The organism is Flexivirga lutea (genome assembly GCF_054778955.1).
The window spans coordinates 807,085-825,780 of the sequence record NZ_BAAGZB010000002.1 but is presented as its reverse complement, the minus strand read 5'-3'; the positions used below and the strand labels follow the sequence as shown (position 1 = coordinate 825,780).

The following is an 18,696-nucleotide window of genomic DNA, read 5'->3' as shown; positions in this document are numbered from 1 at the left end:
CTCCCGGGCGGCGGACGAGGATGCCCGCATGGCGGCATACGACCCGGATCGCCCACCGTCGCAAGGCGTTCCGCGAATCGTCTGGACCGCTGCACTGGTGCTGGGCGGTGGTGCGGTGCTGCTGATCCCGTGGACGGTCTATCTCGCCTGGACGCTGCCGGCGCGCGCGACAGCGGCGCACTACGACATCGCCTGGACCGGCTTCGACATCGGCCTGATCCTGGTGCTGGGCGGCACCGCGTTCGCGGCGCTGCGCGGTGGCAGATGGCTGCCCGCGCTGTCGGCCGCGACGGCTGCTGCGCTGATCATCGACGCGTGGTTCGACGTGGTGACGTCGGCGACGACGGCCGAGCGGATCCAGGCCATCGGACTTGCGGCGGTCGCCGAGGTACCGGTCGCGGGTGCGTGTCTGTGGATCACGGTCAACGCCCAGGAGTTCAACGACCGCCGCGTCGCCCGGGCGGCGCGGCGACCGGGGCGCCGCAGCCGCTGACAGATTCGCGACGCCGTCACCTCACAACCGCGGCGTCCGCGGTGGCGCGATGCGCCGGGAGCCGAGCGCCTCGAACGCCACGCCCAGGCGCAGCAGGGCGTTGTCGTCATACGCCCGGCCCGCGAACGTGAGCCCGACCGGCATGCCGATGTCGGCCATGACGCCCAGCGGCACGGTGACCGTCGGTATGCCGAGATGCCGGATCACCAGGTTGCCGTTGGCGACCCAGGTGCCGTTGCGCCAGGCGAGGTCGGCCGAGGCCGGGTTGACGTCGCTGTCCGCGGGCCCGACGTCGGCGACCGCCGGAAACAGCACCGCGTCAAGGCGATTCGCGGACATCCAGTCCTCCAGGTCGACCTGCCGGGTGCGCTCCAGACCGGCCAGCCCGTCCGGGATCGTCGGCAGGTCGTCCAGCGTGGCGCCGGGGTGGTTACGCACCCAGTCGGGGTAGGTGGCGATGTCGTCGGGGAAGCCGGTGTAGCGGTCGAGCACGCCCGGCGGCTGCGGGAAGATCGTCGCGCCGTCGACGGCCGCCAGGGAGGACAGGGCCGGGTCGCCGTTCGCGGCCAGGAAGTCCTCCCAGGCCCACGCGGACAGGCCGTTGATCTCCTCGTCGAGGAAGTCTTGGGCCACCAAGCCGCGGGTGGCGATGGTCGGCGCGCCGGCCCGGTCGCCTTCGTAGTTGGACACCGCCGGGAAGTCGACCTCGACGACCTCCGCGCCGGCCGCCTCCAGGTCGGCCCGGGCCGCCTCCCAGAGCGCGATGACCGACGGGCGGGTCTCGATGCGCTCGCCGGTAGGGCCGCCGATCGTCGTCCCGGTGCCGGCGTCGGGGTCGGCGTTGACGTACATCCGCGGTATGCCGAGCCGTATGCCGGACAGCGAAACGTCCTGTCCCAGTGCGGGATAGGACGGCGGGCGGACCGTCGACGAGGCCGGGATCGGCACCCGCTGCTGCACCCGCCAGAAGTCACCGCGCGTCTGCGTGTCGTCGGCGACGATGACGTCCAGCACCTCCAGCAGGTCGGCCATGGTCCGGGTGTGCGGCACGACGACGTCCATGGTGGGCACCAGCGGCCAGTTGCCACGGACCGAGATCACCCCGCGGGAAGGGGTGTAGGCGCACAACCCGTTGTGGGAGGCCGGTCCCCGGCCGCTGGACCAGGTCTCCTCGCCCAGCCCGAACGCCGCGAAGCTGGCTGCGGTCGCGGTGCCCGACCCGTTGGAGGACCCGGAGGCGAAGGGTGCCGTCAGGTAGTCCGCGTTGTAGGGGCTCTCGGCCCGGCCGTAGAGGCCGCGCTGCATCCCGCCGTTGGCCATCGGCGGCATGTTGGTCAGCCCCAGGCAGATCGCGCCTGCGGCGCGCAACCGCTCGATGGTGAAGGCGTCGTGCTGCGCCACCAGCTCGGCGAACGCCGGGCTGCCCGCCGCCGCGGTCAGGCCCTGCACCAGGTAGCTGTCCTTGGCGGTGTAGGGGATGCCGTCCAGCGGCCCCAGCGTCTCGCCGCGCGCTCGCCGCGCGTCCGACGCCTCGGCCTCCGCCCGCGCCGCCGGGTTGGGCACGACGACCGCGTTCAGCGCCGTCTCGGTGTCCGGTCCGTCATACGCCGCGATGCGCGCCAGGTAGGCGTCGACCAGCTCGACGGCCGTTGTCCCGCCCGACTCGAGCGCGGCGCGCAGGTCGCTGATGGAGCGCTCGACGACATCGATCATGGTGCTTCTCCTGGGTGTTCAGTGGCCGGTGAGGAACGACAACAGCCTGCCCAGTCTGGCGGGCCGGTCCGTCAGCCGTTCTTCGTGGTCCGCCCAGGACGCCACCTGCAACCCGGCGTTGATGCCCAGCCACCGCAGCGGCTCCGGCTCCCAGCCGCGCGAATGATGCTGCACCCACGGCAGGTCGGCGATCTCGGTGCGCCGGCCGGTGACCAGCTCCGCAACGGTCCGGCCGGCCAGATTGCTCAGCGCGACGCCGTCGCCGACATACCCGCCGGACCAGCCCAGCCCGGTCGCCGGGTCATAGCCGACACTGGGCTGCCAGTCGCGAGGTATGCCCAGGGCGCCACCCCACGCATGGGTGAAGCGCACGCCGTCCAGCACCGGAAACATCTGTCGCAGTGAGGATCTCAGCGCCTCGAAGACCTTCGGGTCCTCGTCGAACTCCGGCCGGATGCCGGACCGGAAGTGGTATGGCGCACCGCGCCCGCCGAAGACCAGGCGGTCGTCGGCGGTGCGCTGCCCGTAGACGATCACGTGCCGGTGCTCGCTGAACGTCTCGGCGTCGGCCAGGCCGATCTGCTCCCACTGGGCGGCGGTCAGCGGCTCCGTCGCGACGATCAGCGAGTAGACCGGCGCGACGGCCCGGGTCGATCCCGGCAGGTGCGCGGCCCACGCCTCGGTGGCGCGGATGATGCTGCCGGCGTGGATCACCGGCCCGGCGGCGGTGCGCGCGACTCCGGGCTCGATGGAGGTGACGGAGGTCTGCTCGGCGATCCGGCCGCCGAGCCGCTCCACCGCGGCCGCGATGCCGTCGACCAGCCGGCGCGGCTGGACGCGGGCGCAGTGCGGGTTGTAGGTGGCACCCAACGTGCCTGCGGCCCGGAGCTTTTCGAGGGCCGGACCGCGCTCCAGGAACTGCGTGTGCAATCCCCATTGCTGCGCGTGCGCCACCTCGTCGCCGGCACGGGCGAGCTGGGCACGGCTGCGCGCGGCCACCACTGTGCCGCCGTGGTGGAAGGCGCAGTCGATGTCCTCGGCCTCGACCACCCGGCCGACCTCGGTGACACTGTCGCGCAGCGCGGCATACTGCGCCCGCGCGGCCGCGTCACCGTGTGCGGCGGCGAGCCGCTCCGGTGGTGTCGGGTAGAGCGCCGACACCCACCCGCCGTTGCGGCCGCTCGCGCCGAAGCCGGCGTGCTCGGCGTCGACCACCAGCACCGACAGCGACGGGTCGGTCCGCAACAGGTAGTAGGCCGACCACAGGCCGGTGAAGCCGGCGCCGACGATGCAGACGTCCACCGTCGTGTCGTCGGTGAGCGCGCGCCGGTGGGCTGGGGCGATGCCGTCCCACCACAGGGGCCGTGCCGTCATACGACGATGGTGGCGTATGGCGTCCGTGGCTGACAAGAGGTTTCACGACGAATTCCGAAGCAGAATCGAATGATGAGACATCTATCAGCAAATATTTCAACAAGTCTTCACGAGAACCGTTGTTGAGGCTAGGGTTGCTGCCCACCGAAGCGCAGTGGCTTCACCCATGACCGATGGGAGCCGACGGATGACCAGTCAGGCCGATGAACAGCAACGCGAGACGGCGTCGGAGGTGAGCACCGCAGCCATCGACCTGCGCGGTGTCGAGAAGACCTTCTTCTCCAAGAGCGAGACCTTCCAGGCGGTGCAGCGGCTCGACCTGTCCATCGGGGAAGGCGAGTTCTTCAGCCTCCTCGGGCCCTCCGGGTGCGGCAAGACCACCACCCTGCGGATGATCGCCGGCTTCGAGGAGCCCACCGCGGGGGAGATCCTGCTGCACGGCCAGAACATGGTCGGGGTGCCGCCGTACAAGCGGGACGTCAACACCGTGTTCCAGAGCTACGCGCTCTTCCCGCACATGACCGTCGAGCAGAACGTCGCGTTCGGCCTGGAGCGCAAGCGGATCGACAAGGCCGAGGTGCGCACCCGGGTCGGCGAGATGCTCGAGATCGTCGGCCTCGGCGAACGCGGCAACCGGCGGCCGCAGCAGTTGTCCGGCGGCCAGCAGCAGCGGGTCGCGCTGGCCCGCGCGCTCGTCAACCGGCCCAGTGCGCTGCTGCTCGACGAGCCGCTGGCTGCACTCGATCTCAAGTTGCGGCAGGCGATGCAGGTGGAGCTCAAGCGCATTCAGCGCGAAGTCGGCATCACCTTCGTCTTCGTCACCCACGACCAGGGGGAAGCGCTGACGATGAGTGACCGCCTCGTGGTGATGAACGCCGGCCTGATCGAGCAGGTCGGCAGCCCGCAGGAGCTCTACGAACGGCCCCGGACTCGTTTCGTGGCAGGCTTTCTCGGCACCTCCAACATCATGGAGGGCACCGTCACCGCGTATGACGACGGCATCGCGCTGATCGATGCCGGCGCCGACGGCCGGGTGCTGGTGCCGACCGGCGACGCAGCCGTCGGCGAACGCATCACGATCAGCGTCCGGCCGGAGAAGATCGTGCTCTCGCACGACGAACCGACCACCGGTGACCGTCGGTGCATGGTGCAGGGGACGGTCTCGGAGATGGTCTACCTGGGCACCTCCAACACCTACGAGGTGCGTCTCAACGGCGGTGAGACGCTGACCGTGCTGGAGCAGAACGGCTCGACCGCGGACGCCACGGCGCGACGCGGCGACACCGTCTGGCTCAGCTGGCGACCGCTGCACTCGCTGCACCTGGTCGGTGCCGTGGCGGACGAGGGAGGTGCCGCGGATGACGCCGGTTGAGCCGACACGCGATCCCGGACCCGCGGCCCTGCGCGGCCTGACCCAGCGCCGGTTCAGCCGCCGTGACCTGTTGCAGGCGGCCGCCCTGCTCGCCGGTGCCGGTGTGGTCGCCGGTTGCTCGGTGCCCGGGGCGCGCGCGAGCGCCATACCCGGCGACTACTGGAGCGACAAGAAGCCGAGCAGGTTCCTCGACTGGGCGCAGTGGCCGCTCTACATCGACGTGGGCAAGGTCAACGGCAAGACCGTGCACCCCTCGCTGGTGGAGTTCACCAAGAAGACCGGCATCAAGGTGAAGTACGAGGAGGTCATCCAGGACATGGACTCCTTCGTCGGCACCATCCGGCCGGTGCTGGCGTCCGGGCAGGCCACCGGTTACGACCTGATGGTGCTCACCAACGGCATCTACCTGACGCAGATGCGGGAGCTGAATTACCTGATCCCGCTTGATCATTCGCGGATGCCGAACTTCTTCAAGTATGCCGACAAGACCGCACAGAACCCGACCTTCGACCCGGGGAACAAATACACCGTGCCGTGGCAGTCGGGCATCACCGGCATCGCCTACAACCCCAAGTACGTCAAGCGGCCGATCACCAGTTTCGACGATCTCTTCGACCCGGCGTTCAAGGGCAAGGTCGGCATGTTCGCCGACAACCAGGATCTGCCCAACTTCGCCCTCGTCGGCATCGGGGTGGACCCCGCCAAGTCGACCGAGGACGACTGGCGGCGGGCGGCCAAGAAGCTGACCCAGCAGCGCGACGAGGGGTTCGTGCGGGCCTACTACCAGCAGGACTACATCTCGCCGCTGTCCAAGGGTGACCTGTGGGTCACCATGGCGTGGTCCGGCGACATCTTCCAGGCCAATGCATCCACGCCGGGCCTGGACCTGAAGTTCGTCGTGCCGGAGCAGGGAGCGGTCGTGTGGACCGACAACCTGTGCATCCCGCGGTATTCGCACAATCCGGTGTCGGCGATGGAGCTGATCGACTTCGTCTACCAGCCGCAGATCGCCGCGATGATCGCCGAATACGTCAACTACTTCACGCCGGTGCCGACTGCGAAGAAGTACATCCTCGCCGACGCCAAGGCCGCTACCAGCAAGGACGACCGCGAGTCGCTGCTGCAGATCGCCGACAGCCCGCTGGTCTTCCCGACCAAGGAGATGGAGTCCAAGCTCTATCGCTATGCCACGTTGACGCCGGAGGAGGTGCCGGTATGGAACCAGATCTTCGAGCCGGTCTACGAGTCGTGATCGCACACCGGCGCTCCTGCCCGGAGGCGGTGCGATGAGCAGCGCGACGACCGAGGAGGACGTGCAGCTGAGCCCGCTGCGTCGTCGGCTGGGCCGGTTCACCGGTTACTGGCTGGCTCTGCCGGGCGGCCTGTGGCTGGCGATCTTCTTCGTCATACCGATGATCTATCTGCTGTCGCTGTCGCTGATGACCGGCGACTTCATCCACGGCTTCACGCAGACGTTCCACGTCGCGACCTACTGGCACACGATCAGCCTCTACCACGACCAGTTCATCCGGTCGATCGTCTACGCGTTGATCGTCACGCTGCTGACCATCGCGCTGGCGTACCCGATGGCCTACTGGATCGCGATGCGCGGCGGCCGGCACAAGTCGACCTACCTGCTGATCATCCTGTTGCCGTTCTTCGTGTCGTTCGTGATCCGCACCCTGCAGTGGCAGTTCATCCTGGCCGACAACGGCTTCGTGCTCGGCACGCTGAAGGACCTGCACCTGGTCGGCTCCGACTTCCACCTGCTGGCCACGCCGGTGGCGGTGATCTGTGGATTGACCTACAACTACCTGCCGTTCATGGTCTTGCCGCTGTATGTCTCGATCGAACGGCTGGACCCGCGGCTGATGGAGGCGGCCAACGACCTCTACGCCAGCAAGTTCCAGGCGTTGTTGCGGGTGGTGCTGCCGCTCACCATTCCCGGCATCTTCGCCGGCGTGCTGATGACGTTCGTCCCGGTCGCGTCCGACTTCGTCAACGCCCAGCTGCTGGGTGGCGCCAAGACCACCATGATCGGCAACGTCATCTACACCCTCTACCTCACCAACAACGACTACGCGGCCGCATCGGCGCTGTCGTTCACGCTGATGGGCGCGTTGCTGATCGGCATCTTCGCCTACGCCCGGGCACTGGGCACCAAGGACGTGATGGAGGCGGCGGCGCTATGACGATGCTCAAGGAGGCGCCGGTCGCGACCCGGCCGGCCCGGCGCAAGCCGAAGCGGAAGTGGACCTATTACATTCTGCCGGTCTACACGTGGGCCGTCCTGGCCTATTTGTGCCTGCCGATCTTCGTGATGATCCTGTTCGGCTTCAACAACACCAAGGGCCGTTACAACATCACCTTCCAGGGCTTCACTTTTCGGTGGTACAAGGAGCTCTTCGCGATCGGCGGGCTGACCGACGCGCTGATCAACTCCCTCACCATCGCCGTCATCGTCACGATCGTGTCGGTGGCCATCGGCGGCGCGCTCGGTATGGCGCTGGGGCGCTACCGCTTCCGCGGCAAAGGGCCGCTGTCGCTGGTCGTCTTCGCGCAGATCGCGACACCGGAGCTGGTGCTGGGTACGTCGCTGCTGTCGCTGTTCCTGACGCTGAACATCCCGCGTGGTTACGTCACGATCTTGTTGGCGCACATCATGTTCTGCATCCCGTTCGTGGCGGTGACCGTGCAGGCGCGGGTCGCCGGACTGGACGGGTCGCTCAAGGAGGCGGCGCTCGATCTGGGTGCGACACCGGCCGTCGCGTTCCGCAAGGTGACCCTGCCGATGATCATGCCGGGCATCCTGGCCGGCGCGCTCCTGTCCTTCGCGCTGTCGATCGACGACTTCGTCACGACGAGCTTCAACGCCGGTCAGACGGTGACGTTCCCGCTGTGGGTCTACGGCTCGTCGCGCCTCGGCATCCCGGCCCAGGTCAACGTGATGGGGACGCTCATCTTCCTCTTCGGGCTGATCCTGGCGGCATACAGCATCCTGGCCGGGCGCCGGAAGAAGGACTGAGCAGGCCGGTATGACGTCGATCGACGCTCGCATCGGTGCGGCGCGCCGCGTGCCGTTCTGGCTGGACACTCCGGACCGGCCGGCGGCACGCCCGCCGCTGGATGCGGACACCTCCTGCGAACTCGCCGTCGTGGGAGGTGGATTCAGCGGGTTGTGGGCGGCCGTGCTGGCCAAGGAGGCGAACCCCGACCGGGACGTGCTGCTGCTGGAGGGTGGCCGCCTGGCGTGGGCGGCGACCGGCCGCAACGGCGGCTTCTGCGCCGCCAGCCTCACCCACGGTCACGACAACGGCGTCAGCCGGTTCGGCGAGGCGGCGCAGACCGAGCTGGACCGGCTCGGGATGCGCAACCTCGACCAGATCGAGGAGACCGTGGCCCGCTACGGCATCGACTGCCACTTCGAACGCACCGGCGAGGTCGACGTCGCGACCGAGGACTACCAATTGCCCGACCCGGCAACGGTTTCCGACGGGGACTACCTGGACCGGGAGGCGGTGCGCGCGGAGCTGGACTCGCCCACCTTCCGCGGCGGTGTCTGGGACAGGGACGGCGTCGCGATGCTCGACCCCGCGCGGCTCGCCTGGGGGCTGGCGGATGTCGCCGAGCAGTTGGGCGTGCGGATCGTGGAGCACACGCCGGTGCGCGAGCTGCGCAGAACCGACGCCGCCATCGAGCTGCGCACCGATCACGGCACGGTGCGCGCGGAGCGAGTCGCGTTGGCCACCAACGTGTTTCCGTCGCTGCTGCGCCGGCTACGGCTGCATTGCGTGCCCGTTTACGACCACGTGCTGATGACCGAGCCGCTGACCGACCAGCAGCTGTCGGCGATCGGCTGGCGGCACCGCCAGGGGTTCGGTGACAGCGGCAACCAGTTCCACTACTACCGGCTCACCGCCGACAACCGGATCCTCTGGGGCGGGTATGACGCGGTCTATCACTACGGCCGCCGGATGAAACCCGCGTATGACGACCGGCCGGAGACCTACCGGAAGCTCGCCGAGCACTTCGACACGACGTTCCCGCAGCTGGCCGGCATCGGCTTCAGTCACCGGTGGGGTGGCGCGATCGACACGTGCACCCGGTTCTGTGCCTTCTTCGGGGCGGCATACGACCACCGGGTGGCCTACGCGCTCGGCTACACCGGGCTCGGTGTCGGTGCCAGCCGTTTCGGTGCGCAGGTGATGCTCGACCTGCTCGATGGCCTTGACACCGAGCGCACCCGCACGCCACTGGTGCGCACCAAGCCGCTGCCCTTCCCACCGGAGCCGTTCGCCTTCCTCGGCATCGAGGCGACGCGCCGGTCGCTGGCGCACGCCGACGACCACGAAGGACGCCGCAATCTGTGGCTGCGAGCCTTGGACCGGGTAGGGCTCGGTTTCGACTCCTGAGGTTCGACTGCTGAGGACCGAATACCGGTGCTGCGGCACGGCGCGACGGCCGCCTCCTCACCGTCGGCGGCGCGCCGGCTGAGATTTTCGGCTGAGATTTTCACGGTGAAGGGCGTGTGGCGCAGCGCCGGGGCGGGTACGGCGGCGTCAGGTGAGGCGCTGGCCCTGGGACGGTCACTCGCTCAGAGCCGGTCAGTCCAGGACGAGGGCTGACCGGCTCGCCCCCTCGCGGACGGGCCGGCCTGCCCGCCCGCGGCGGCCGTCTGCGTCCGGTCCGGCGCGTCGGTTCGGCACGTTGGTTCGGCACGTCATACCGCCGCGTCCGCGGCGCGCCATACCGCTTCGCCCCCGGCGAATTCCCTGTTGATTCCAGCTGTTCGCGAGTGATCTGCGACGTGTCGCCGGGTACCGGTTCAGCACCATTCCGCTTCCGGAGGCGTGCGCCGCCGGTGGCTCGCAGAGGAAGTGAACCGGCATGGTGCAGCGCACTCGCAGGCTGTGGGAGATGTTTCAGGGCGACCCGACGTTCATGCGCCGGGTGAACGGGTGGTTGGCGGTCTGCTGGATCGTGATGATCCCGGTCTCGTTGGTCATGGGCTGGCTCAGCTCGGTGGTCTACATGTCGGCGCTGTCACTGTGGGCGCTCGTCTCGGGGCACTGGTCGGCGTGGCAGGCCGCCCGGACCGAGGTCCAGCAGCGCGAGGCCGAGCGAGCCAAGGCGCAGGAGGACCTGGCCGGCGACGTGGTGCGACGGATCACCGAGAAGACCGATGTCTCACCGCAAGAGCCACCCGCTCCGGTCGGCTGACTCACCTGTTCACGGGGAGCGTCCACCCGCCGGATCCGCCGTTGTCGCACGGCGCACGATCTCGTCGACGACGGCACTCAACGGTGCGGTGGCGTCGATCGAGATACCCTGCTCCGGGCGATCCTCCTGGCTCCGATGCAGCCGCACCACCAGGTCGCGCTCACCTGACCGCCCGCCGAACTCGTCCGCAGGTCGCTTGTCGAGTCGTTCGTGCAGGGTGTCCAGGTCGATGTCCAGGACGAACACGGCGTCGAAGAGATCGATGAACATGGAGCGGTTACGGGAGCCCCCGCAGAAGAACGTGTATCGCTCGGACCGGTCGGCAACCAGGGCTCGCACCTGCGGTACGCGCCAGAGATGGTGCCAGTGGGACGGTACATCAGTCGGCTCGCCGGTCGCCGGATCACCTTGGTAGGCAAGGTCGGTGTCGCCGTTGAGGGCGTGGTAGCCGCGGCGCCGCAACTCCATGCAGACGGAGGTCTTGCCCGCCCCGGAGACGCCTTCGATCAGGAAGTTGTGCACACCCACTGATCGACCGTAGCCGCTGCGCGGGCCGCCGCCTGTCATGCGTCGGATGTCAGGGCCGCCTGTACCGAACTCTCCCCAGGGCAGGCTTTGGCACGGTCCGTGCTGCGACGCTGACGCCACCAAACCCGCCGGCCAGCCCCTACTCGGACGCGCCTTACTCTGGTGCGGTCTCGTCGATGCCGTGGCGTCGGGCGAAGCTGAGAAGGCAGCGACTGGCGGTCACGGCGACCGCGCCGGCGAGCAGCCGACTGTGCCGATCGTGGAACTTGCTGCCGTCCACCGCCTCGATCAACTGGTCGACGGCGTGCTGGGCGGAGCGAGTTCGCTCGGTGCCGGGTGCCGTCTCCAGCGGGTGGTCGAACATGTCGGCCAAGGTGACCAGGGTGCTACCGGCCATTCGCCCCAGGTCACTGTCGAGGAACGGGTGCGTGTCGCTGTCGAACTCGGTCAGCATGATGCCGAGGTCCTCCACCAAGAAGCTGCAGCGTTCCAGAGCGGTCGCGAGAGCCAACAGGTCTCGCTGTGAACCGGACCACCGTCGAGACCGGATGTTGCCGCGCCGGGCCCGTTTCGCCGCCGTCTGTAGTGCGCGGACGTTGGCGCGGGGATCCTCCAGCCCGGTGAGGGATTCCTGCCATCGGTCCGAGTGCGGCCCGTCGCCGTCGCGCAGTAGGGCGGCCATCTGACGCAGCTGGCCCACCACCGTGAGCCGAAGATCTCGCACCGCGGCGCGCAGGTCGTACAACGACAGTGAGGGAAAGATCAGGATGTTCGCCGCGATCCCCACGATCGCGCCCAACGGCAGCGCGACGAGGTATCCGGAGACGTAACTCTCGGTGTTCGGCTGGCTGGCGGTCAGCACGAACAGGGCCGCCAGCGGCAACCAGCTGCGCTGCTCGCCGAACCAGGCCAGCCCACCGACGGCCGTGCCGACTCCGACGACACCGGCCACACTGAACGCGTCGGGCCAGGCGATCACCATGGTCAGCAGAGCGAGGCCGACACCGACCAGCACGGCGCTGACCGCCTTGAGTGCCTGCCACACGGAATCCGCTACGGCCGGATACATCACGGTAATCGCGCCCAGCGGTGCGTAGTACGCGTGCTGGTCCAGCGGCGTGGGCAGCAGGTTGGCCAGCGCGTAGGCCACCCCCGCGGCCAGACCGGTCTTGCCGGTCTGCGCGACCAGGGGGTGGTGCCGCCAGCCCGTCACCTGGGCGGCGTTGCTGTCGCGTTCGGCATAGCGTTGCAGGGCGTCCTCGTCCACCGCAGCGGGTTACCCGCAACCGGGTGGCCTCACCCGTCGCGGGCCGGAGCCGCTGACGGCAGGAACCTCACATCGCTTCCTTGATGCCCTGCTTGAGCAGCCAGACATTGGCCGGCCAGGCGGTGAAGAAGCCGATGACCATGCCGATCTGCATCAGGAACCAGTAGACCGGTGAGCTGGGTTCGAGGTGCGGCGCGGGGAAGAAGACGTAGTACGTCAGTGCCATCCAGCCGAACAGACCCACCTCGAAGGCAGTCAGTGACAGCAGGTCTGCTTTGGCCGCTTCCTTGAGGCCCTTGGCGATGCCGAGGCCGCGCATCGGCGCGATCGCGAAGAACTGGAAAGCGACGCCGAGGATGATGGCGGCCACGTAGTCACCGACGAACATGGCGAACAGCGTCTGCCCCGCGATCGTGGCACCGACCGCGAAGAGGGCGAACTCGGCGATGATGTCGCCGAGCGTGCAACCCGCACCGCAATGGCTCACCCCGACGGCGACCGAGGCCCAGCGCGGTTTCTCCGGTGCCCCGGCGCGATGACGCTCGGTCTGCCAGCGACGACTCATCGGGCGCCCGAACCGGTGATAGGACCAGATGGCGACCGGCAGGAAGTACAACCCGCTGATCGGCCAGACGGCCTCCATGACCGGCATCGGCTGCCGGTACCGGCGGAGCAGGATGTCGCCGGCGATGTACGCGGCGGACAGCACGCCCGCTGCCAGTCCGCACCACGACAGGACGATCAACCACGGGGGCGGCATGCTCAGGCTCCGTCGGTGGGTATGCCCGGGTCGGCGGCGCTGGTGCGTTGAGCGGTGACCGGATCGCCGTCGAAGAGCGGCCGGATGTCGTCTTGCCGGTCCGGGCGTACCAGCACGGTGATCTGGTCGCCCACATCGAGCCGGACCGCTCCGAGACCCAGCAGCATCGCGTCCGCGCGACGAACCGCCACCACGATCACGCCGTCCGGCAGGATCTGCTCGTCCAGGCGGCGTCCCACCAGCGCAGAGCCGGCACCGACCTGGACGTCCTGGATGCCGGCGCTGGATGCCACGCGGGACATCCGGTGCGCATCCGCGCGGAGCATGCGGTGATAGGCGCGCACGACATCGCTGAAGGCGACGATGCCGCGCACATGGCGCTGGTCGTCCAGCACTGTCAGCCAATGCACGGTCGCCGGCAGCGCGTCGACCGCCTGATCCAAGGTGGCCGCGGTCTCCACCGACGGTGCGGTCGCATCGATCCGGCGCCGGATGGCGCCGCCCGGGTCCTTGGCTGCCGGCGCGCGCAGCTCGGCGAGGGTCACCGTGCCGAGGAAGCGCTCCTGGACATCGACCACGGGTGCACCGGGGATCCCTGCCGCGGACAGACGCTCCACAGCGTCCGTGAGGTGATCGTTCTCGTGCAGCACCAGACGTGGTGTCGCCATCGCATCGGCGACCGGCACGCGGGCCAGCAGCGGTAGACCCTGCCGGAGCCGGGCGGCGATGGCTTCGTCGCGATTGGTCAGCTGGGACCGGTAGATCGTTTTGTCGAAGTGCCGCACGATCAGGTAGGCGATCCCGACCGCCACCATGGCGGGGGCCAGGATGACCAGGTTCCCGGTCATCTCCGCGACCATCAGCATGATTGCCAGCGGTGCCCGGGCGATGCTGCCGAAACACGCCATCATGCCGACGATGACGAACGGTGCCGGGCTGTGTGGCACGCCCGGGGCGAAGGTCTCCAGCACCCGCCATACGGCGGCTCCGGTGAACGCGCCGATCACCATGCCGGGTCCGAAGATGCCGCCGGATCCGCCGGACCCGATCGATAGCGCGGTGGTGGCGATCCGGGCCAGCGGCAGTAACAGGATGGTCCACAGCGGTATGCCGAGCAGCCCCTGCCGGGTCAGGGAGATCTGGACCCAGCCGTAGCCGGTGCCGAGCACCTGCGGGATCGCCAGGGCGATCAGCCCCACTGCCAAGCCGCCGACGGCCGGCTTGACGATCGTGTTGCCGGGCAGCCGCTTCACGAAATCGGCGAAGCCGTAGAAGGTCGTGCTGTACGTCAGCCCGACCAGCCCTGCCACGACACCGATGACAGCGAACCAGACCAGCTGGACGGGATGGTCGAACCGGTATCCCGCCGCGGCATACCCGAACATCGGCGTGAATCCTTCGGCGAAACCGAACACCGTGTACGCCACGATCGAGGTGACCAGGCCCGGCACCAGCGCCTCGACCTCGAAGTCGTCCTTATAGACGATGTCCGCCGCAAGCACCGCGCCACCGAGCGGTGCGCCGAAGATGGCGCCGATGCCTGACCCGATCCCGACCGACACGGCGATCCGGCCGTCCTCGGCGGTCAGGTCCAGGGTGCGGGCCAGCAGAGAACCGAATCCGGCGGAGATCTGTGCGGTTGGGCCTTCGCGGCCACCGGATCCACCGGAGCCGATGGTCAGCGCCGAGGTGATGATCTTGACCAGGACGGCCCGGCTGCGGATCATGCGGGGGTTGCGGTGTACGGCGTCGATCGCCGCATCCGTGCCGTGCCCCTCGGCTTCAGGGGCGAACTTGGTCACCAGCAGGCCCGACAGCAGCCCACCGAGCGCCACGACGAGCGGGATGGCCCACCACCGGCTGAAGTGCCCGTCGCCGGTCGCGCCCCCTTCGGCGGCGGGACTGGGCACGGTGTATCCGCCGATGTCCTCCAGCAGCAGATGCCCGGCCGCCTGCAATGCCAGGTAAAACACGATCGCGCCCGCTCCGGCGATGACACCGATCACCGCTCCGAGCACGACCCATTTCTGCAGGTAGCTGCTGCGACGTACCCAACCGCCGGCGGCGGCGCCGGCGGAGCGCAGTTGCGTCTGGACGATCGTCACCGCGCACCGCCGTGCTGCCGCGCGTCCGCGCGCGTGCGGTCACTTCCGTGGGCGGCCTGCACCAGGAGGCCCAGTGCGCTCGCGAGTTCGGCCTGTGCCTGCGCCGGGATGCTCTGCAGCAGCCGGTTGATCTCCCGTTTGCGCTGCCGCGTGCTCTGCTCGATCAGAGCACGTCCCTCCGGCCGCAGCGTCAGGGTCATCTGACGCCGGTTGCTGCTGTCCACGACGCGATCGACCAGCTGTTTGGCGACCAGCCGGTCACACATGCGCGTCGCCGTCGACGGCACCACGCCGAGTGCGTCGGCCAGCTGCGCGACCGTCATCGCGTCATGGATGTCGATCAGCACCAGCGCCCGAAACTGGGGCAGCGTGACCTCGGGCTCCAGGTTGGCCAGCGCCCCCGCGGCAACGGCGACGAAAACCCGGTTGGCCGCGAGCACTGCGTCGACGATGTCGGCCTGGCCGGCCAGCACACTGGCTGCGTCGTCGCCTGCCAGTTCCGCGACGATGGACTCGGATGTCGTACCAACCTCATCAGTCATGCCGCACAGCATAGAGCAACTGTTGCAGCATGCATCTATCGTCACTCCGCGGGGGCTGGATACGCACTCAGGCGAGCGTGCAACCCTTGCTGCATGCATCGATTGCATACAGCACTGATCGGCTCTCTCGTTCTGCTCACCCTCACGGCCTGTTCCGCGGGCTCCGGGGCGTCCACCCAGGCCGCGGCATCCAGTTCGTCGAGCACGGACGGCATCGGCACCCCGCTGAACTCGCCCGTGCCGAAGTCGGTCCGGGATCTCACCTTCACCACCAGCGACGGCACCAGGACGAGTCTGGCCGACTTGAGCGGACGCATCGTCGTCCTGTCGGACGTGATGACGTTGTGCCAGGAGACGTGTCCCCTGGACACTGCGACGCTGGTGCAGACCGCGCGGGCGGAGGCTCGTCATACCTCAGCCGAACCTCCGGTGTTCGTCTCGCTGACGGTGGACCCGGGCCGAGACACGCGCGACCAGCTGCAGGCGTACCGGAGCCTGTTCACCGACCCACCACGGGACTGGCAGGCGTGGACGGGCAGCGCCAAGAACGTGAACGCGCTCTGGGACTACCTGGGCGTATGGCGCAAACGTGTCGCCGACGACCCCGGGCCGGCACCACACAACTGGCGCACCGGCGCGAAGCTGACCTACGACGTGCAGCACTCCGACGAAGTCTTCTTCTTCGACGCTGCAGGACGTGAGCGCTTCGTGCTCGAAGGTGTTCCGTACGCATCCGCCGGCAGCGTTCCGAGCACGCTGCGGTCGTTCATGAGCGCTGAAGGCCGGAAGAATCTTCAGCACCCAGCAGCCACCGCGTGGACCAAGGCTCAGGCGGAGACCGTGATCAGCTCGTTGCGGCAGCGATGAGGCACACACCGCACAGCGCCATGTTCGACGTGACCGGGCCGATGTGGATGCCGACCGCGCCGCCGACCTGGCCCCGCTTCCTGGCGTGGCATCCGCAGCCCGTGCCGATCCTCGTCGTGCTGGCCGCGCTGGCAGCAGTGCTCTACGGCTGGGGAGTCGTGCGGCTGACGCGACGGGGGGACGGCTGGCCGGTCGGGCGGACGATCTGGTTCGGCTGCGGCATCGCGTCCTTCGTGTTCATGGTCGCCACCGGCATCAACGGCTATGGGATGGAGCTGTTCAGCGTGCACATGGTGCAGCACATGACGCTGAGCATGGTGACGCCGATCCCCCTGCTGCTGGGCCGACCCACCACGCTGGCGCTGCGGGCGATACCCGCCGCCTCCCGCTCCCATCGATGCCTGGTGCGGGCACTCAACAGCCGCGTCGCAGCGATCATCACGGCCCCGGCTTTCACCATCCCGCTGTTCATCCTCACCCTTTACGGACTGTATTTCACGCCGATCATCGATTGGCTGATGAGTAACTGGCTCGGACACGATGTGATGCTCGTGCATTTCGTGCTGACCGGTTACCTGCTCTTCTGGCCGATCCTCGCGCTGGATCCGTCCCCGCATCGGCAGGGTCCGGCGATCAGATTGCTGGAGGCATTCCTGCCGGTGCCGTTCCACGCCTTCTTCGGCGTCATCGTCATGGGTATGACGACGTTGCTCACCACGTGTTTCGCGGACCCGCCGAGCGCGTGGCACCTGTCACCGGTCCACGATCAGCAGGTGGGCGGGGGACTGGCGTGGGGCTTCACCGAATTGCCGAACCTCGCGCTGGTGCTCGCTCTCGCCGCGACCTGGGCCGCCAGCAGCCGACGCGCCGCGCGGCGCCACGACCGCGCAGAGGACCGGACCGCGGATGCCGAGTTGCGCGCGTACAACCAGTGGCTGCACAGCCTGCGCTGAGCTGACATCAGCTGCACCAGCGGGCTCGGTTGTCACAGCTCGACAACGGGGACCACACCGGGACCACCTGTTACTCACGTACCACGTAGGCTGCGCGAGTGACAGTCGCGGTGGGGTCGATGAGCGCGCAGGGCGTCCTGGATGCCCGGGGTGACGTCTTCGATGCGATCCTGGGCCTCGACGGTGACCTGCTGCAGCACCAATTGCTCTGCCACCAGCAGCGGTACGGCAACGACTCACTGGTGGCCGATGTCCTGATTCCCGTGCTGCGTCACGTCGGCGACATGTGGGAAAGCGGCAAGCTCGGTGTGCTGCACGAGCATCACGCCTCCGGGATCATTCGCTCGGTCGTCGGATCTTTTCGTCGGCCGTCCTTCACGGCGAATTCCTCGACGTCCGTGCTGTTGGCGTGCCCTCCCGGGGAATTGCACGATCTGCCGATCCACCTGTTCTCGTTGATGCTGTTGGATCGGGGTCTCGCTCCGGTTGTGCTGGGAGCGAACACACCCTGGAAGGCTCTGGCCGCCGCCGCACGCTCCAACGACTGCGCCGTGTGTGTGTTGTCGGGAATCAATCCACGCCGGATCAGCCGGGTCGCCACCGTGCTGACCACTTTGAATGCCGCGACGCCGCTGTTCCTCGCCGGTCCGCTGAAGGCCTGTCACATCGACGGCATCGGAATGTTGTCCGACGATTGGCGACATGCGGCCGCGGCGATCACCGCGGTTGCTGCTCACGGGATCCAGCACGGTGTCACCTCCGAAGCGCCGAGTTCGGCCGGCTAGCGGCTCCGGACGTCCGTTCCGAATCCCGGATGCGGACAGACCTCAGAAGATCTGTTCGACCTCCCGAGACAGCCGGCCCGGCCTTCCGGTCCGTGGACGTCAGACCCTCGCGCTGTCGCCGCCGGTGGACACCCACGACCCCAGCGGCTCGTCCGGCTGGTCCTCGTCCGACTCCTGCACGTCGCACACCTCGAAGCCGCGGGCCCGGTAGTTCGCCAGTGCGACCGGACCGTCGAGGGAGCAGGTGTGCACCCAGACCCGGCGGACGGCCGGCAGGCCGCTGCGTTCAGGGATCGTCCACGCGGCTTCGATGCCGCGGGCGAGCAGACGGCCGCCGAGGCCGCGCCCGATCGCTTGCTCGACGAGGCCGAAGTAGCGGATCTCCACGTGCAGGCCGTCGTCCTGCGGCACCGGTTGCAGGTGGAGGTAGCCGAGCGGCACGCCCTCGCCATACAGAATCCAGAACTCGGTGCCGGGCACCGACAGCTCGTCCACCCACTGCTGCCGCGACCAGCCCAGTCGATCGGTCCAGCGCCACGGTCCGCCGACGAGTCCGTAGAGGAACCGGGCGTATTCGGGTGACACCTCCGCCGCGCGGTCCAGCCGCACGTCGTCGGGCAGTGCCGGCGCGGCATCGGGTGGTGCCTGGAGCATCTGCAGGGTGGTGGTCGTGACCCTCATGGGCGTTCCTCTCGTGCGTTCAGGTCACCATCCTGG

The 18,696-nt window shown here is 68.5% G+C and carries 18 protein-coding genes; 10 read left to right on the top strand and 8 right to left on the bottom strand.

What is annotated here, in order from left to right; genetic code table 11:
* Positions 1–28: 28 nt before the first annotated feature.
* Positions 29–493, top strand: a complete 465-nt coding sequence (locus ACYVBN_RS10315; protein WP_460600436.1) for a hypothetical protein — start codon at positions 29–31, stop codon at positions 491–493.
* Between the two features lie 21 nt (positions 494–514).
* On the opposite strand, the gene ACYVBN_RS10310 is transcribed toward ACYVBN_RS10315, so the two are convergent.
* On the bottom strand, positions 515–2,206 hold the full coding sequence (locus ACYVBN_RS10310; protein WP_460600435.1) for an amidase: 1,692 nt from the start codon (positions 2,204–2,206) through the stop codon (positions 515–517).
* An 18-nt stretch (positions 2,207–2,224) separates the two neighbouring features.
* Positions 2,225–3,580 carry an NAD(P)/FAD-dependent oxidoreductase gene (locus ACYVBN_RS10305; protein ID WP_460600434.1) on the bottom strand — a complete coding sequence of 452 codons (1,356 nt, stop codon included), beginning with the start codon at positions 3,578–3,580 and terminating at the stop codon, positions 2,225–2,227.
* Positions 3,581–3,767: 187 nt separating this feature from the next.
* Between ACYVBN_RS10305 and ACYVBN_RS10300 the strand changes: the two genes are divergently transcribed.
* From ACYVBN_RS10300 to ACYVBN_RS10275, 6 genes are all read left to right on the top strand, one after another.
* Positions 3,768–4,952: an ABC transporter ATP-binding protein gene (locus ACYVBN_RS10300; RefSeq protein WP_460600433.1), complete on the top strand. Its 1,185-nt coding sequence runs from the start codon at positions 3,768–3,770 to the stop codon at positions 4,950–4,952.
* Positions 4,939–6,204: a polyamine ABC transporter substrate-binding protein gene (locus ACYVBN_RS10295; RefSeq protein ID WP_460600432.1), complete on the top strand. Its 1,266-nt coding sequence runs from the start codon at positions 4,939–4,941 to the stop codon at positions 6,202–6,204. Before ACYVBN_RS10300 ends, ACYVBN_RS10295 begins: the two co-directional genes overlap by 14 nt.
* A gap of 34 nt (positions 6,205–6,238) precedes the next feature.
* Positions 6,239–7,144 carry an ABC transporter permease gene (locus ACYVBN_RS10290; RefSeq protein WP_460600431.1) on the top strand — a complete coding sequence of 302 codons (906 nt, stop codon included), beginning with the start codon at positions 6,239–6,241 and terminating at the stop codon, positions 7,142–7,144.
* The gene (locus ACYVBN_RS10285) at positions 7,141–7,977 is read left to right on the top strand and encodes an ABC transporter permease (RefSeq protein ID WP_460600430.1); all 837 of its coding nucleotides are present in this window, start codon (positions 7,141–7,143) and stop codon (positions 7,975–7,977) included. Before ACYVBN_RS10290 ends, ACYVBN_RS10285 begins: the two co-directional genes overlap by 4 nt.
* Before the next feature lie 10 nt (positions 7,978–7,987).
* A complete protein-coding gene (locus ACYVBN_RS10280; protein ID WP_460600429.1) occupies positions 7,988–9,364 on the top strand; it encodes an NAD(P)/FAD-dependent oxidoreductase in 1,377 nt (458 codons plus the stop codon).
* A gap of 475 nt (positions 9,365–9,839) precedes the next feature.
* Positions 9,840–10,172, top strand: a complete 333-nt coding sequence (locus tag ACYVBN_RS10275) for a hypothetical protein (RefSeq protein WP_460600428.1) — start codon at positions 9,840–9,842, stop codon at positions 10,170–10,172.
* Positions 10,173–10,181: 9 nt separating this feature from the next.
* Here ACYVBN_RS10275 and ACYVBN_RS10270 read toward each other — a convergent pair whose 3' ends face one another.
* From ACYVBN_RS10270 to ACYVBN_RS10250, 5 genes are all read right to left on the bottom strand, one after another.
* Positions 10,182–10,700: a nucleoside/nucleotide kinase family protein gene (locus ACYVBN_RS10270; protein WP_460600427.1), complete on the bottom strand. Its 519-nt coding sequence runs from the start codon at positions 10,698–10,700 to the stop codon at positions 10,182–10,184.
* Positions 10,701–10,854: 154 nt separating this feature from the next.
* Positions 10,855–11,967, bottom strand: coding sequence for an FUSC family protein (locus ACYVBN_RS10265; protein WP_460600426.1), 1,113 nt, complete (start codon positions 11,965–11,967; stop codon positions 10,855–10,857).
* A gap of 67 nt (positions 11,968–12,034) precedes the next feature.
* Positions 12,035–12,727 (bottom strand): DUF4396 domain-containing protein, encoded by a 693-nt coding sequence (locus tag ACYVBN_RS10260; protein ID WP_460600425.1) that lies wholly within the window; start codon positions 12,725–12,727, stop codon positions 12,035–12,037.
* 2 nt (positions 12,728–12,729) lie between these two features.
* Entirely contained in the window at positions 12,730–14,832 is a 2,103-nt protein-coding gene (locus ACYVBN_RS10255; RefSeq protein ID WP_460600424.1) for a chloride channel protein, read from the bottom strand.
* Positions 14,829–15,374: a MarR family transcriptional regulator gene (locus tag ACYVBN_RS10250; RefSeq protein ID WP_440283332.1), complete on the bottom strand. Its 546-nt coding sequence runs from the start codon at positions 15,372–15,374 to the stop codon at positions 14,829–14,831. The genes ACYVBN_RS10255 and ACYVBN_RS10250 overlap by 4 nt, the downstream gene beginning before the upstream one ends.
* Positions 15,375–15,467: 93 nt before the next feature.
* On the opposite strand from ACYVBN_RS10250, the gene ACYVBN_RS10245 reads away from it, so the two are divergent.
* The 3 genes from ACYVBN_RS10245 (at position 15,468) to ACYVBN_RS10235 (ending at position 17,979) form a co-directional block, all read left to right on the top strand.
* A complete protein-coding gene (locus ACYVBN_RS10245) occupies positions 15,468–16,241 on the top strand; it encodes an SCO family protein (protein ID WP_440283333.1) in 774 nt (257 codons plus the stop codon).
* Positions 16,238–17,194 carry a cytochrome c oxidase assembly protein gene (locus tag ACYVBN_RS10240; protein ID WP_440283334.1) on the top strand — a complete coding sequence of 319 codons (957 nt, stop codon included), beginning with the start codon at positions 16,238–16,240 and terminating at the stop codon, positions 17,192–17,194. The genes ACYVBN_RS10245 and ACYVBN_RS10240 overlap by 4 nt, the downstream gene beginning before the upstream one ends.
* Positions 17,195–17,292: 98 nt before the next feature.
* Complete coding sequence (locus ACYVBN_RS10235) at positions 17,293–17,979, top strand: cobalamin B12-binding domain-containing protein (RefSeq protein ID WP_460600423.1); 687 nt, start codon at positions 17,293–17,295, stop codon at positions 17,977–17,979.
* A gap of 99 nt (positions 17,980–18,078) precedes the next feature.
* On the opposite strand, the gene ACYVBN_RS10230 is transcribed toward ACYVBN_RS10235, so the two are convergent.
* On the bottom strand, positions 18,079–18,660 hold the full coding sequence (locus ACYVBN_RS10230) for a GNAT family N-acetyltransferase (protein ID WP_460600422.1): 582 nt from the start codon (positions 18,658–18,660) through the stop codon (positions 18,079–18,081).
* Positions 18,661–18,696 lie beyond the last annotated feature (36 nt).